The sequence below is a fragment of the Bacillus sp. BSL6 genome, assembly GCF_052928345.1.
The window spans coordinates 1-14964 of record NZ_JAVGCW010000003.1 but is presented as its reverse complement, the minus strand read 5'-3'; the positions used below and the strand labels follow the sequence as shown (position 1 = coordinate 14964).

Here is a 14964-nt window from a genome sequence, read left to right as displayed (position 1 = left end):
TTATTTCCTCTCCACAAATGTTCCCTTATATGAAAATAGCGAACCAATTAACGGATTTTGTACTTGAACATGAATTCGAAAACATTGTAATTCGTCATCATAACTTTCAACAATGTTTGCCTCTCCGTATAAAAATTTCGGTAAAGAGATTTTTCTTCCAAACATGTAAAACCATTGTTTCTTTGAAGAGATATGCATTGCCCCTAACTCATCAATATAAAAATCCAATGTAGAGACGAGTAAATGTGGTTCACCAAAATAATCTACAATTTCATTTCCATCGAATTTCATTACCGCATTAAAATATCTTTTCTTATTACGAAAGTAAAAAGTACGATTCCACCGCACAAGTTCATTTCCATGTTCATCTCGCTCAGCAGTATTATGTATTGTAAATGGCACTTTCTTCCCACGCTCAGGGAAAAACATTCGAAACTTCGATGCAATTTTTAATATCAATTTTACGAAAAAAGAACCTCCGTAAATTTCATCCATCTTTCCTTCTCCAGTAAAGCTATTTTCTTCTGTAATCTCATAGCGTTTCTGTAATTTTGGATGAAGTTTGTTATAAGAATCCCCTAATAGTCTTTCATACATATTAGCCATACATTATCCCTTTCTCTTCCTCTTGCAATTTTTTGCACTTGGTAAATCAAAACTATTTATATAACCGACAATCGATACCCCCATTAGTAAAACGTTTAATGTAATTGGATTAAACGGCTCTGTAAAGCTTACGATATTCGTAAATCCTGCCACTATCGTTAAAGCTATTAACATAAAAATATGTAGTATAAATAATTTTTGTTTTGGAACTGGAAATAGCCATATGATACCAAAAATAATTTCTAACATCCCTATTACTTTAAGAATTGCAATACTATTTCCAGTTGAACCAATAATCGCAGAAAGCATCTTCATCTCTTCTGGATGACTGAAAATTATTTTTGGGAAGATCCCTTGATACATCCATACAAATGCAAATAAAAAACATACGAGCCAATATGTCATTGTTCTTCTAATTAGCAACCTAGGATGAAGCCCCTTTTCTAACCATAATTTTAAAGCATCAAAACTCCAAGCAGTTGCCCAGCCTAATAACGGCCGAAACATATAGAAATCTATTACATTCCCTATACGACCAAACCTCGTATCATAATCATATTGCGTCTCAAAATGAATGTGTTCTTTACGGGGTGTATACTTCCAATAACCACGCCCTATTTGAATAAGAGATAATGTATTATCCGTCCAAAATTTCAAAGAAGAAATCCGTTCTCCTGTTTCTTTTCTTATCTCACCTATCGATTCCCCCTCCCCAGCTATTTCAAGTCCAAATCCAATTTTTGTTTTATATGAAAACTTCTGTGGTTCTCCTTCTTTTTTCTCTACATACAAAATTTCAGTAAAGCGAGCATCCCATTCTGTATGTATATGTGGTTCTTGCGTGTATTTCCATAATTTCTCCATTGTTGTGTTCATTTCTGCCGAAACATAAATAGGCTTTTTCCCCTTCATTCCTCCACCTCCAATGCACTATAATTTTAATGTACATGTAATAAATTTATTTTGCTACATTTTTCACAAACTTTCTAACAAAAAGAAAGAATTTTTAAAATATATACAAAACACTTGATTCCTCGAAAAATATAAATTATTATAAAACAAATGTTACCAACAACTTCATAAATCAAACACTCTCGCCTAAAACGTGAGATAGAGGTTGCGATACTTATGAGTATTCTAATGGAGACACAGAGATGTCTATGAAATTAGATGAAAGGAAGTATTGCCGAAATCGATATATTTCTCTGTATGTATCGATTGGGGCTGTTTTCGAATAGAAACAGAACTGTCATATGTACAGACGTGTACATATGAAGAGCTATCTACAAAAAAGAGATATCATTTTTATGGTATTCCTTTTTTGGCGGTTTTTTTATTAGCTCCGTTTTCTGTTTCCCTTTTCCTGTAACAGCACCATCCTCACTTATTTGAGATGGTGTTTTTTGTTTTTCTCTGGTAACTACAGGAATATTGGGATTTATATATGTCCTAATCTATTCTTAAAAATGGATGAAAGAAGGAATTCGTAATGGAAACGATTGTACAAAAATTTGGTGGCACTTCTGTCGGAAGCGTTGAACGCATTCAACATGTAGCAAATTTAATTATTGAAGAATATGAAAGAGGACATAGTATCGTCACTGTCGTTTCGGCAATGGGAAAAAGTACAGATGAACTTGTCGCACTCGCTAACGCGATTACAGAAAATCCGAGTAAACGCGAAATGGATATGCTTCTATCAACAGGAGAGCAAGTGACTATTTCATTATTAACGATGGCACTACAAGCAAAAGGTTATAACGCAATTTCATTAACAGGATGGCAAGCTGGTATTACGACAGAATCTGTACATAATAGTGCACGGATTACTGACATTCATACAGATCGAATTCAATCTTATCTTGCTGAAGGTACGATTGTTATCGTAGCTGGCTTCCAAGGCGTTAGTGAAAACCATGAAATTACAACGCTTGGACGCGGTGGTTCTGATACAACTGCTGTTGCATTAGCTGCTGCACTGAAAGCTAAAAAATGTGATATTTACACAGATGTGACAGGCGTATATACGACGGATCCACGAGTTGTAAAAGATGCTTATAAATTAGATGAAATTTCTTATGACGAAATGTTAGAACTTGCAAACCTCGGTGCTGGTGTATTACACCCGCGTGCTGTTGAGTTTGCTAAAAATCATAATGTCATTTTAGAAGTTCGCTCAAGTATGGAACAAGAAAATGGAACAATTGTAAAAGGAGAATGTAACATGGAACAACAATCAATCGTTAAAGGTATTGCATTTGAAGATAATATTACACGCATCACAGTGAAAGGATTGGAACAAGGCTCGCTTTCAACAGTTTTCTCTACATTAGCAGCGGCACATATTAATGTAGATATCATCATTCAAAGTATTACAAATGAAGGAACTGTTCATCTCTCCTTCTCCATCCATTCTAATGATTTAAGAGAAACATTAGAAGTATTGGAACAAAATCAAGAGGCACTTCACTATGAATCAGTAGAATATGAAAATCATTTAGCAAAAGTATCAATTGTAGGATCTGGTATGGTCTCTAATCCAGGTGTTGCTGCGAATATGTTCACTACTTTAAAAGAAGAAGATATTCATATTAAAATGGTAAGTACATCAGAAATTAAAGTGTCTGTCGTTATTGACCGCCTTCATTTAGTAACAGGTGTCGAGGCGCTGCATCAATCATTTATGGCGAAAATTGAGCCTTTAGTGCAGATGAGCTAATTTCTACTAGTAAAACTTAAAACAAATTATATGAATCTACTTCCTTCCTATATAAATAGAAAGCTATTTGCATATAGAGTAATAAGAAATGTATTTATCATTTAAATAATACACTTCATTCTATACAACGATCGGGCCCTTTAAGAGCATACAGCGTAGAAACATTTTTCGGGGAAATCGCGGTATTGTTTGTTAACAAGATACTATATGACATACTTAAAAACAGCTTGTCACATTTTCCTATACTGTGACAAGCTATTTTTTGTTTGAAAGGAATTTGTAACTTTTTAATAGTATAATTAAGAAGATGATTAGATAATACACTTTTACATATAAGGAGATAAAGACAATGTCAAAAAATAAATTACTCAGAATGGACAATGTTAGCATCGTTGTAGAATCCCTTGATCATACAATCTCTTTCTTCGAGGAGATTGGGTTAAAACTCGAAGGGCGTGCCACTGTAGAGGGTGAATGGGCCGGTCGCGTAACTGGACTCGGTTCGCAGTGCGTAGAGATTGCTATGATGGTAACTCCAGATGGCCATAGCCGAATTGAACTTTCGCGATTTCTTACCCCGCCTGCTATAGCAGATCACCGGGCAGCTCCTGTCAACGCCCTCGGTTATTTGCGCGTCATGTTCACCGTTGAAGACATTGACGAAATGGTATCTAGGCTTACTACTAAGCATGGTGCTCAGCTCGTTGGCGAAGTAGTTCAATACGAGAACTCTTACCGTCTCTGCTACATTCGTGGAACTGAAGGCATTTTAATCGGTTTAGCGGAAGAACTCGGTAATAAATAAGTAATTTTTTATAAGAAGTCTTTACTAAAGTAAAAATATTTGAAAGAACTTTACACTTAATAAAACTTAGATTTTGAACCCCGCCCTAGCTTTAGAACGGGGTTATACTTGTTTGAGCTTTTTAACATACTATTAACATCCTAAAATTATTATAAAACAATTTAGTTTCTTGTTATACTCTTTCCTAGGAAATATAACTTACTCTTCTCACTTTTTGTCATATATATCTTTTCTTTTAAAAAACGATCTGAACTCATTCAAAATAACTTTCTTCACATCCGAATAAAAAACCATCATGAATAGTGCAATTACTAATACAACCACCTGTATTTTTTCATAATCAATGAACGCACTCATAATTAGTAAACCAAATCCAATATAAAAACCAAACTCGTTCTCTTTCTCAAAATCCTCATCTTCTGCATCACTATGTATTTTCTTTTTGAAATCTTGATTCCCTTTTATCAACTACTCATCTAGCGTAACATTATACATTTCGCTCAGTAAAATGAAATTATCAATATCAGGACAACTTTTATCATTTTCCCATTTACCCCGCTTTAACAGGCAGTAAATCTCATCAAAGCTTTTAAGCATAATCAAGGCAGCCAGATGCGATTAACTGCCTATAAAAGCCCGATTGGTTCAACTAATAATCAGTAGGATAAATCGCCCACTGATTAAAGTTTCACTTTATATACCGCTTGCCTCGTCACACCAATCTTTTTAGCAACATCCTCTTGTGAAAATCCATTTGACTCTCGTAATTTTTTTAACTGCTCCCCTAAGCTCATAACGTCCCCTCCTTTAACAAATTATTACATAAAAAGATATATAAAAGAAAGAAACCATTAGTAAAACTCACTGTAAACCATTCGTTTACACAGTAAAAAAAGAGAGAATAGCTCTATATTTAAGCTATTCTCTCTCTTCTATTAAAATAGATGAATATTTTCTTTCTTGCAAGCTTCACGTAAATCGTCAGGCCATACAGAAGATTGAACTTCACCAATATGCGCTTTACGTAAGAAGTACATGCACATTCTCGATTGTCCGATACCACCGCCAATTGTTAATGGTAGTATGTCTTCTAAAATCCCTTTATGGAAATCGTACTCACGTTTGAAGTCTTCACCTGTTTTCGTTAACTGCTCATCAAGTGATTTACTATCAACACGAATTCCCATTGATGATAATTCGAATGAAGATTGTAGTACTGGGTGCCAGAATAAAATATCACCGTTTAATTTCCAATCATCATAATCAGCTGCGCGTCCATCATGCTTTTCACCTGAACGAAGTGCATCACCAATTCCGATAATGAAGACTGCACCGTGTTCTTTTGCAATTGCATGTTCACGATCTTTCGGTGTTAATTCTGGATATTTATCTTCTAGTTCTTGAGAAGTAACGAATACAATTTCTTCTGGTAAATACTTCCCAAGGAACGGATATTTTTCAAATAAGTGGTCTTCTAAATCTTTAAATATTCCATAAATTGTTAGTACTGTTTTTTGTAAGTAATCTACAGTACGCCATTCTTTTTGAACGATTTTTTCCCAATCCCATTGGTCAACGTAAATAGAATGTGTTGCATCAAGTTCTTCATCACGACGGATCGCGTTCATGTTTGTATATAAACCTTCACCAGCTTCATATCCATATTCATGCAGTGCAAATCGTTTCCACTTCGCTAGTGAGTGCACAATTTCTAATTCTTCTCCTGAGTGTAACATATCAAATTCAATTGGACGTTCTACACCGTTTAGGTGATCGTTTAATCCTGATTTTTTCGTTACGAATAATGGTGCAGATACGCGGAATAGTTCAAGTCGTTTTGCTAATTGATCCTCGAAAAATGTTTTAACTTCCTTAATTGCGATTTGAGTCTCTCTTACTGTCATTAATGATTGATACATGGTGGTTTCCTCCTAAAATGTTTGGATGTTGTGAAAAGAAGCCAACAAAAAAAGCCCTTCTTTCCCAAAAAACTGGGACGAAAGGCTTTGGTTCCGCGGTACCACCCAAATTAGCAACAGAGGTTGCTCACTTATACAATACGGAGATGAAATATCTCGATACTGTTCTTCTTGTAACGGCGAAGTTCCCGGCTAAGTCTACTTTCCTGTAAAGGATTTCGGTTAGCAACTCCAGGAGGTTCTTCATAATAGGCTTCGTATCAGGCTCACACCACCCCTGACTCGCTTAGACTACGTCCTACTACTACTCGTCCTTTCATAGTCGTTTTGTTGTCACATCTCTGAAACATTTTATTAATGATTATTCTATACAAAAAATAAAGAAAGTCAACAAAAAGTTTTAAAATATTTTTCAATTCTTTATTTTACGGCTTTATTGATTGTTTCCAATATACCTTCTTTACTTCTTTTTCCTAGGTATTCTAAAAAACGTCTCACTAACTGAAACTAACGTATATACGACGATTAATGTAATCGTTCGAAATATAGAATCCGCAGTATTTCGTATTATTTTCATTTTCTTTGTAATTCCTTTCAGTTTACTTGCAAATTCATGATATACTATAGCATTCAAGCAGTTTGTTTTCCTTAAAGCAAACATAGTCATTTATAAAGAGTATTTTCTAAATCATTGACTATTATCAAATTAGATTTTTATATAACGGAGTGATTATATGAGTAAAACGAAAGCAAAACCGAAAAAAGGTGTAGGACAAGGTACAGGAAGTAAAGGGTGGAACCGTTGGCAATCAAGTGCAAAAAAGAAGAAAGCTGCAAAGCCATACAAAAGTAAAGGTACAAAGAAATAACATTTAGTTTCTTTACTTTGTACAAAACAAAATATAATTATTACAACGAAAAAGCTATGCCCTCATATATTTGAAGGCATAGCTTTCTTTATTAGATCATTAAAATATCTCGAATTTCTTCCTCCGTGATGGATGATAATTTCTCTTCTCCCGGCTCAATCACTTCAGCAATTAAATTTTTCTTACTCTCTTGCAGTTCATGCATTTTTTCCTCGATTGTTCCGTGAGCCACTAACTTAATAACTTGTACCGTATTTTTCTGTCCCATCCGATATGCCCGATCTGCTGCTTGTTGTTCAACAGCTGGATTCCACCATAAATCGTATAATATAACCGTATCGGCACCCGTTAAGTTAAGCCCCGTACCACCAGCTTTTAAAGAAATGAGAAATAGGTCCCCTTCCCCTTCGTTAAATCGATTACATAGCTCTACACGTTCTTGCGAAGGTGTATTTCCGTCTAAATAAAAATATGGAATCGCTTGACGATTTAATTCACGACCAATAATGGACAGCATCTTTGTAAATTGAGAAAAGATTAAAATTCTCTTACCAGTACTTCTGCATTCCTCTAGTATGTCTAACAGTTGCTCAAATTTAGCTGAACTCCCTTTATAATCATCAACGAATAAAGCGGGATGACAGCAAATTTGTCGTAATCTCGTTAAGCCAGCTAAAATTCTAATTTTATTTTTACGTAACGTATCTTTGTCTAAATGTTTTAACGTTTCTTCTCTTAATTTCGCTAAATAAGCAGCATATAGTCTCTTTTGGTCTGGTAATAACTCCGATGACTGTAAGTGCTCTATTTTATCTGGCAGCTCCTTTAATACATCTTCTTTTAATCGTCTTAATACGAAAGGTTTTACGCGCTTCGCTATATCTTCACGCCTTAAATCACCGAACTCTTTTCTTCCTGGTAATAATTCTGGAAATACAACGTGGAAAATAGACCATAGCTCTTCTAATGAATTTTCTACAGGCGTTCCTGTTAGTCCGAAACGATATTCAGCTTGAATTGTTTTCACTGCTCTTGCAGTTTGCGTTGTCGGATTTTTAAACGCCTGTGCTTCATCAAGAAATAGCGTATGAAACGGCCTCGCATACGACCTTATATCTCTTCTTAGTAATGGATATGACGTAATTACGACATCAAATTCTGCTACATCTTTTAAAATTTTTCGCCGTTCTGTCTGATTTCCATCTGCAATAACTGCTCTAATATGTGGAGCGAATTTTTTCAATTCACTAAACCAATTATAAACAAGCGAGGACGGTGAAACGACTAATATAGGCAGCTTCTTCTCTCGAATTTCAGGCAAAACAGAATCTATATAAGCAATACTTTGCAGCGTTTTTCCAAGTCCCATATCGTCTGCTAAAATACCGCCAAAACGGTAATAGGCGAGTGTCTTCATCCACTCAAATCCATATACTTGATACTCTCTCATTACAGCATTTAAAGTTTGTGGCACTGTAAATTTTAATTTTTTCGGGTTTTGAATGCTTTCAACTAAATCTTGAACAGACTCATCTAAACTTAAAACATTACCTTCATGAAGTCCGTTCATCCATTTTACACTCCGAATAAGCGGAACATTCACTTCTTCCCCATGTAAAAATTCTTTTCGAATACCTGATTCTTTTACAAACTGATTAATTTCATTAAACTCTTTGCTCTCTAGTGATAATAGAGAACCATTCGCTAATCGGTAATATTTACGTTTCTCCTCAAGAGCCGCTAATACACCTTTAATTTCAGCTTCTGGTATTCCTTTTATATCAAAACGAAATGATAACCAATCAATTCTTTCTTTTCTTCTCACTCTAATAAGAGGTGCGGTATCACCTTTATGAATGCGTAATTTAATTGCTGTCGTCGCGTAAATATCAACTAAACCTTTTAACGTTGGAACGATGTGATATAAAAAGTTATACTCAGCTTCTTCATTATGCATAAAGTAACCGCCTTCTGTTTTCGCAAAGGCACTTTCACTCATAATGTCTAAAATCTCTTTTTCCTTTTTCTCATCACGATTAAAAACAGAAGGTTGCCCGTCTTCTTCTAGCGGATTAATCACGACGTTTCCATAATGAAATTCAAGACCTGCTAGCAAACGATTTTTCACACGATCTAAATATAGCTTTGCTTTTAACGATGGCGTTTCAACACGATCGGATATGACTTCATCAATGCGCACTGTTCCAAGTTTCATTAATCCAGGCACAACTTTCGCTACGAAATGTTCCATCTTATTTTCAGGAATATAAAACTGATTGCTATTTGAGCGACTCATCATCTTTTGCAATTCAATAAGTCGCATACAATCTTCCATGGGTAAATGATATAATTTCCCATCGTAAAGAGCGTTGTTATACATCTCCATAACTCGAACACGATTTAGACCGTCTATATGAAGGGTAAACCCGCCATTATTCCCTTTCGTAAACTCAAAATGTAATGGCAATAACCCTTTTGAAATGTGTAATCCCTGAAACAGTTGCTCATTTTGTTTCAGCTGTACATACTCGGCTCTAGAAAGTGCAGAGAGCATATCATTCCACGAAGCTGGCGGTATAAATATCATGCTTTCATCTTGTTTCGCATGTACTTCTAGTGCATCTTCATATATTTTTTCATTATGATATATTTTAATGAGTTGTTGTATAATCGCGTCTGTTTCTTGTTTAAAACTGTGTACATCTGGCGTATATGTAAATTCATTGGAACAATGAAAAGTCTCTCTCTTCTCCACTTTAGAAAGAAATTCTCTAATATGATTTATAAAATATGTTTTCGCAAGTTTTAACTGAATTCCAAGAAGAGCCCCACCGCTTTTCGTCGCTACTGGTAAACATATAAACGCAACATCTAATATTTCACGTGTATCAAACCGATGTTGTTTACTTTTTGGCCTCAGTGGTTTATCTGCAAACAACTGAAACATCCCGTTTGTTAATTGATCATTTCTGCTACTAATAGAGCCCATTCCACCCGTTTGCTGATTATAATTTATTTGTATCAATACAGCTGCTACATGTTGACAGTACGTTTGGAAAGACGCTAACGAAGGACAACTACATCTCGCAACAACATCACCTTTCTTAGCTTTTTCTACTGTAACATGGAAATCTTCGTTCCCTTTTACCGTCGCCTCACAAATTTCTTTCGTTTCATCATAGTAATTCACGATTACTTTATTTGATTTATAATAAGCTTCGCCTCTTTTATATGAGGTTTCTCCACATACTTCTTTAATAATCGATTTATTTAATGTAAAACTCATTGTTTTAACACTTCCTTAATGTAAAACCATTTTCTCTTACTTAACATTTTACATGCTTCACGAGAAAATATAAAATGTTGATTTAACAAAAAAAGATGCTTATTTATAAGCACCTTTTCACTCTATCTCCATCAGTCGTTTCGCCTCAAAATACAACACTTGAATAAATTTTTTCGTATTAATTCGTATATGGCCAGAAGTCGCTACCCCATCCTTTGTCATTTCTGTCATCCGTTTTCTAACTACAGTGAAATCAAAAAACTTCGGAGCATAACTTTCAAATTTCGGATTTGAAAAGTCTGTTAGTCCAAGAGAAGCTAAATGGTTTAATGATTGATAAATTGCTCTTCTTACACGTTGTTCAGATGCTTTTCTCTCCTTCTCTATATCTGCTTCTGAAGCTAGTTCCCCTAATTTTTTCAGTGTAATTTGGTGAAAAATATCTTTCAACGCAGGAAATCCAAATTCAAATGTTTGCGCCTTTTCTTGTCCATTTAAATATTCCAGCATACTAAGTAAATCTTTACTTCCGTTCTCGCCCGCAATACCGAGTTCGGATAGTAAGAAGCGTCCTGAATCTGATATCTTTTTTCCTTCTTGCACTGTTTCGCTACGCATTTGCGGCTTTTCCCACTGAAACACATTATTCAATGATTTTTGAATGTCATATATAGAACGTTCCAAACGAATACGTTCTATCACTTTTCGTACAACAGATACTACTTCTATTTTGTTTAGTGGTTTTGTAATATAATATTCCACACCAAGTGTATATGCCTCACCAATGAGCTGTTTCGATTCAACTTGGGAAATCATAATAATTTTCCCAGTAAATGAAGATGCTATGTGGCGAACTGTTTCAATGCCGTCTCTCATCGGCATTAGTAAATCAATAAATAAAATGTCCACTTTTTTATAATTTAACTGTTCTGCTTCAATAAACGCTCCATCTTCCGATTCTCCAATTACTTCCCCAAGATCACCATCCTCAATAATTTGCGAAAGCATCGAACGGAAAACTTCATCATCATCTACGATATAATAAAACAAACCTATTCCCCTTCCCGCTTTAAACTGCACTCCGGTAAACAAACGATAAACTTACACCCGTTCCCATTTTCATTGTCTTCTAACCTTACTTCTCCGCCAAGCTCTGTTACCATTTCATCTATGTAAGAAAGTCCAATACCTGTGGACGGTGTTCCTGTTTGATCATACTTTGAAGTAAACCCAGGCTTAAATACTAATTTCTTATACTTTTGTGCAATACCAGGGCCATCGTCAATTACTTCAAAGATTACATTTTTTTCTCGTTTATATAACTTAATACGAATGAGACCTCTATCTTCAATTGCTTCAACTGCATTCGCAACTAAGTTATTAAAAATTGATAGCACTGTATACACATGATATGCAGCGTGTTCACCTTCTATATGTTTAGAAAAACGTATATCTTTCTCTAACATTTCAGCATACTTTTCATTTATTCTTACAATCATTTCTGTAAGCTCATGACCTTCTACGTATTCAGCCACATTTTTATCTAATAACAGTTTAGATAATCCTGCAAAAATCCTTTGATTATCCTTTTTTATTTCGTGCACTTCTCCTGCTATTTTCAATGCTGTTTTACTGCTGGAATCATCATTCGCTTGTAAATTCCGATATAATTGATACGCTTCTTGTGTAATTAATTCTGCATTTTGTAACGTTTTTTTCAAATGAACAGATTCTACATATAAATTTGAAAGGTGCATGAACATTTTTTCATTTTCTTTTCTAACTTGTGATTCTTTTAATTTCGTTTCATATAAATTCATCATATTTAAAAAGCCAAGTGCAAAGAAGCTACGGAAAATAGCAATAATGATGAGTTTATTTACTTCAGAAATTGTTATTGTTGTACCTAGTACTAACATGTGATAAAACGCAAGTTCCGACATACTTGCAACAATTTCAATTGAAATTCCAAGGCACCCAATAACAATTGGCTTCTGATGAAACTTATTCACCCTACAAAGTGAAAAAAGACTTCCATAAATAAAATAATAAAAGAACACAGGATAACGCAAATAAAATGATTCTGTCATATGAAATGAGCCTTGCATGACCCAGTCAAGGCATACTCGGAATAAGACTACACATATACCGACAAGAATACCCGCAGCAGCTGCTGGTATTCTTCTTAAAAATAGTAATAAAAAGAAGAATAACGGCGTCCCAAAGCTAACACGAAACGTATCGTTAAAAGGATGAAAATTAAGCTCTCCAGCAATCGGAACAACAACCATTAATATAATTAAAAGAGATATATCTTTCTTCCATAATTGATTCCAATTCAAAGGTGCCACTTCCTATACTCTTTTTTCAGTAATAAAAGTGAAAGCCCGCTTATATTATAAACGGGCTTTATTTCTATATTCTAACCTTTTCTACCGCTTTTATTTGGCGATACTCCGGCTCCCAGATTGCTTCTTTCACTGCAATCTTAATATCGTTATCACTTAAGTTCTCTCTCGCAACACCTTCCGCAACGGCAACTTTCGCTACTTCAATTGCTACCATTTCCGAGATATTACGTAACTCTTCAACTTCTGGCAAAATAGGTGCTCCTGGCTGGCTTGTGTCCACCATACTTGCAACTGCTTCAGCTGCTGCTGCGAACATTCCGTCCGTCATAACGCTTGCACGTACGACAATTGTACCAAGACCAAGTCCTGGGAAAATAAGTGCATTATTTGATTGTCCAATCACATACGTTACACCGTTATATGTAACTGGTTCAAATGGACTTCCTGTTGCAACTAATGCTCTCCCTTCTGTCCACTCGATTAAATCGGCTGGTTTTGCTTCAGCAAGTGGCGTCGGATTCGACATCGGTAAAATGATTGGTCTTTCTACGTGAGAAGCCATTTCTTTAATAATTTCTTCTTTAAATGCGCCTGCAACAGTTGATGTACCAATTAAAATTGTCGGTTTCACATGTTTCACAACTTCAGCAAGTCCGATCACACCATTTTGCTTCCACTCACTTACTTCCGCTTCTTTTCTTGCATATGGAATTTGGAAATCAAGAAGATCTTCCATGTTATCTGTAACTAACCCGTTACGATCAATACACCAGAAACGCTTATATGATTCTTCTTCTGATAAGCCGGCGCGGACCATCGCATCTCTAACTTGATCTGCGATACCGATTCCAGCCGTACCAGCACCAAACACAACAATGCGGTGTTCACTTAGCGGTACACCAGAAGCTTTTACTGCCGATAATACAGCCGCAAGCGAAACTGCACCTGTACCTTGAATATCATCATTAAACGTACAAATATCATGACGATATTTATCTAAAATTTTTCGTGCATTTCGAGAGCTAAAGTCTTCCCAATGTAAAAGTGCTTTCGGGAATTGCTTATTTACCGCTTGTACAAATGTATCAATAAATTCATCGTAAGCTTCACCAGTTATACGAGGATGACGATTTCCAATATAAAATGGATTGTCTAATAATTCTTCACGATTTGTACCTACATCTAAAATTACCGGTAATACGCGGCTAGGATCGATTCCAACTGCGGCCGTATAAACAGCTAATTTTCCGATTGCGATGTTAATACCACCAACGCCCCAGTCACCAATTCCTAATATACCTTCTCCATCTGTTACAACGACTAAATCAATATTTTCTGCTGTTGCACCGATATTGGCGAATGCTTCTTCAATACCTGACGGATCGTTAATTGATAAATACACACCACGTGGTTTACGATATTCATGACTATATCTTTGAATCGCTACACCGACAGTTGGTGTATATACGATTGGTAACATTTCGCGTAAATGATCTGTTAAAATACGATAAAATAATACTTCATTTCGATCATGTAACGCTGTTAAGTATACATTCTTTAATAAATCATCCGGCTGAGAACAAAATTGTTCGTATGCTCGGCGCGCTTGTTCTTCTAACGTTAAAACTGCTGGCGGTAATAACCCTTTTAAACCTAATTCTTCTCTTTCTTCTTGCGTGAAAGCAACCCCTTTATTTAAAAGTGGTGTTGATAATACTTCTACTCCTCTTAATGTCGTTTCTAATGAACCATTAGAAGCTACTGTAAACTTACTCATAACATCCCTACCTCTATTCATATATAGCATTTCTATATTGTAAACAAAAAAGAGGGGCTTGTCCCCCCTCTTCTTTTAGTTTTTCTTTAAAAGAGTTGCTCCTGCAATCCCTGGGTGTGTCATTTCAAATGGATCTAGAATTAACTCTAAATCTTCTTGTGACAATACACCATTTTTTACACAAAGTTCTCGAACGGATTGCCCTGTCGCGATTGCTTCTTTCGCAACGCGAGCTGCTGCTTCATAACCGATATGAGGGTTTACGGCTGTAATAATTCCTACACTCTTCTCAACATACTCTTTTAAGCGATCTTCATTCGCTTCAATTCCTTTTAAGCAATTATCTGTAAAGGCACGGAAACCGTTATTCATAATGCTAATTGATTGTAGTAAGTTGAAAACAAGTACTGGTTCCATCACGTTTAATTCTAATTGACCTGCTTCTGAAGCAAGACATATTGTATGGTCATTACCAATTACTTGGAACGCAATTTGATTAATTACCTCTGGCATAACAGGGTTTACTTTCCCTGGCATAATAGATGAACCTGGTTGACGAGCCGGTAACATAATTTCTGCTAAACCAACACGTGGACCTGATGCCATTAAGCGAAGGTCATTCGCAATTTTAG

General features: G+C 35.5%; 13 protein-coding genes, 1 pseudogene, 1 riboswitch and 1 other annotated feature. Of the genes and pseudogenes, 3 read left to right on the top strand and 11 right to left on the bottom strand.

The genetic code is table 11. The features are described from left to right. Entirely contained in the window at window positions 1-606 is a 606-nt protein-coding gene (locus tag RCJ96_RS11145) for a DUF4166 domain-containing protein (protein ID WP_416503657.1), read from the bottom strand. A 3-nt stretch (window positions 607-609) separates the two neighbouring features. After that, window positions 610-1518, bottom strand: a complete 909-nt coding sequence (locus RCJ96_RS11140; protein WP_416503656.1) for a DoxX-like family protein — start codon at window positions 1516-1518, stop codon at window positions 610-612. Between the two features lie 191 nt (window positions 1519-1709). Beyond that, window positions 1710-1896, top strand: a riboswitch (Lysine riboswitch). Window positions 1897-2095: 199 nt separating this feature from the next. Between RCJ96_RS11140 and RCJ96_RS11135 the strand changes: the two genes are divergently transcribed. Together RCJ96_RS11135 and RCJ96_RS11130 are read left to right on the top strand one after the other, a co-directional pair. Beyond that, window positions 2096-3325, top strand: coding sequence for an aspartate kinase (locus RCJ96_RS11135; protein WP_074607592.1), 1230 nt, complete (start codon window positions 2096-2098; stop codon window positions 3323-3325). Window positions 3326-3674: 349 nt separating this feature from the next. Beyond that, the gene (locus tag RCJ96_RS11130; RefSeq protein ID WP_074540121.1) at window positions 3675-4130 is read left to right on the top strand and encodes a VOC family protein; all 456 of its coding nucleotides are present in this window, start codon (window positions 3675-3677) and stop codon (window positions 4128-4130) included. A gap of 207 nt (window positions 4131-4337) precedes the next feature. Here RCJ96_RS11130 and RCJ96_RS11125 read toward each other — a convergent pair. The 4 genes and pseudogenes from RCJ96_RS11125 to RCJ96_RS11110 form a co-directional block, all read right to left on the bottom strand. After that, window positions 4338-4682, bottom strand: a pseudogene (locus tag RCJ96_RS11125) (helix-turn-helix domain-containing protein); the annotation flags it as partial. A gap of 128 nt (window positions 4683-4810) precedes the next feature. Continuing rightward, window positions 4811-4924, bottom strand: coding sequence for a helix-turn-helix transcriptional regulator (locus RCJ96_RS11120; protein WP_074607587.1), 114 nt, complete (start codon window positions 4922-4924; stop codon window positions 4811-4813). A gap of 141 nt (window positions 4925-5065) precedes the next feature. Next, window positions 5066-6049 carry an aspartate--ammonia ligase gene (asnA, locus tag RCJ96_RS11115; RefSeq protein ID WP_061657015.1) on the bottom strand — a complete coding sequence of 328 codons (984 nt, stop codon included), beginning with the start codon at window positions 6047-6049 and terminating at the stop codon, window positions 5066-5068. A gap of 70 nt (window positions 6050-6119) precedes the next feature. Then, window positions 6120-6378, bottom strand: a binding site (T-box leader). 131 nt (window positions 6379-6509) lie between these two features. Next, window positions 6510-6683 carry a hypothetical protein gene (locus RCJ96_RS11110; protein WP_416503655.1) on the bottom strand — a complete coding sequence of 58 codons (174 nt, stop codon included), beginning with the start codon at window positions 6681-6683 and terminating at the stop codon, window positions 6510-6512. Window positions 6684-6783: 100 nt separating this feature from the next. Here RCJ96_RS11110 and RCJ96_RS11105 point away from each other — a divergent pair, with 100 nt between their 5' ends. Then, on the top strand, window positions 6784-6918 hold the full coding sequence (locus tag RCJ96_RS11105) for a DUF3934 domain-containing protein (protein WP_000047591.1): 135 nt from the start codon (window positions 6784-6786) through the stop codon (window positions 6916-6918). Window positions 6919-7009: 91 nt separating this feature from the next. On the opposite strand, the gene RCJ96_RS11100 is transcribed toward RCJ96_RS11105, so the two are convergent. The 5 genes from RCJ96_RS11100 to RCJ96_RS11080 form a co-directional block, all read right to left on the bottom strand. Further along, window positions 7010-10204 carry an SNF2 helicase associated domain-containing protein gene (locus tag RCJ96_RS11100; protein ID WP_416503654.1) on the bottom strand — a complete coding sequence of 1065 codons (3195 nt, stop codon included), beginning with the start codon at window positions 10202-10204 and terminating at the stop codon, window positions 7010-7012. A 117-nt stretch (window positions 10205-10321) separates the two neighbouring features. Beyond that, on the bottom strand, window positions 10322-11254 hold the full coding sequence (locus tag RCJ96_RS11095; protein WP_000500316.1) for a response regulator: 933 nt from the start codon (window positions 11252-11254) through the stop codon (window positions 10322-10324). A gap of 2 nt (window positions 11255-11256) precedes the next feature. Beyond that, window positions 11257-12555, bottom strand: a complete 1299-nt coding sequence (locus RCJ96_RS11090; protein WP_074542897.1) for a sensor histidine kinase — start codon at window positions 12553-12555, stop codon at window positions 11257-11259. Window positions 12556-12619: 64 nt separating this feature from the next. After that, complete coding sequence (gene malS / locus RCJ96_RS11085) at window positions 12620-14332, bottom strand: oxaloacetate-decarboxylating malate dehydrogenase (protein WP_416503653.1); 1713 nt, start codon at window positions 14330-14332, stop codon at window positions 12620-12622. 75 nt (window positions 14333-14407) lie between these two features. Then, window positions 14408-14964: lyase family protein (locus tag RCJ96_RS11080; protein WP_267490139.1), on the bottom strand; the 557-nt coding region annotated here is incomplete at its 5' end.

Excerpts from the sequence above, each read along its gene's own strand:
- RCJ96_RS11140 (WP_416503656.1), bottom strand. The coding sequence starts at position 1,518 with ATGAAGGGGAAAAAGCCTATTTATGTTTCGGCAGAAATGAACACAACA.
- RCJ96_RS11135 (WP_074607592.1), top strand. The coding sequence starts at position 2,096 with ATGGAAACGATTGTACAAAAATTTGGTGGCACTTCTGTCGGAAGCGTT.
- RCJ96_RS11105 (WP_000047591.1), top strand. The coding sequence starts at position 6,784 with ATGAGTAAAACGAAAGCAAAACCGAAAAAAGGTGTAGGACAAGGTACA.
- asnA (WP_061657015.1), bottom strand. The coding sequence starts at position 6,049 with ATGTATCAATCATTAATGACAGTAAGAGAGACTCAAATCGCAATTAAG.
- RCJ96_RS11145 (WP_416503657.1), bottom strand. The coding sequence starts at position 606 with ATGGCTAATATGTATGAAAGACTATTAGGGGATTCTTATAACAAACTT.
- RCJ96_RS11100 (WP_416503654.1), bottom strand. The coding sequence starts at position 10,204 with ATGAGTTTTACATTAAATAAATCGATTATTAAAGAAGTATGTGGAGAA.
- RCJ96_RS11130 (WP_074540121.1), top strand. The coding sequence starts at position 3,675 with ATGTCAAAAAATAAATTACTCAGAATGGACAATGTTAGCATCGTTGTA.
- RCJ96_RS11120 (WP_074607587.1), bottom strand. The coding sequence starts at position 4,924 with ATGAGCTTAGGGGAGCAGTTAAAAAAATTACGAGAGTCAAATGGATTT.
- malS (WP_416503653.1), bottom strand. The coding sequence starts at position 14,332 with ATGAGTAAGTTTACAGTAGCTTCTAATGGTTCATTAGAAACGACATTA.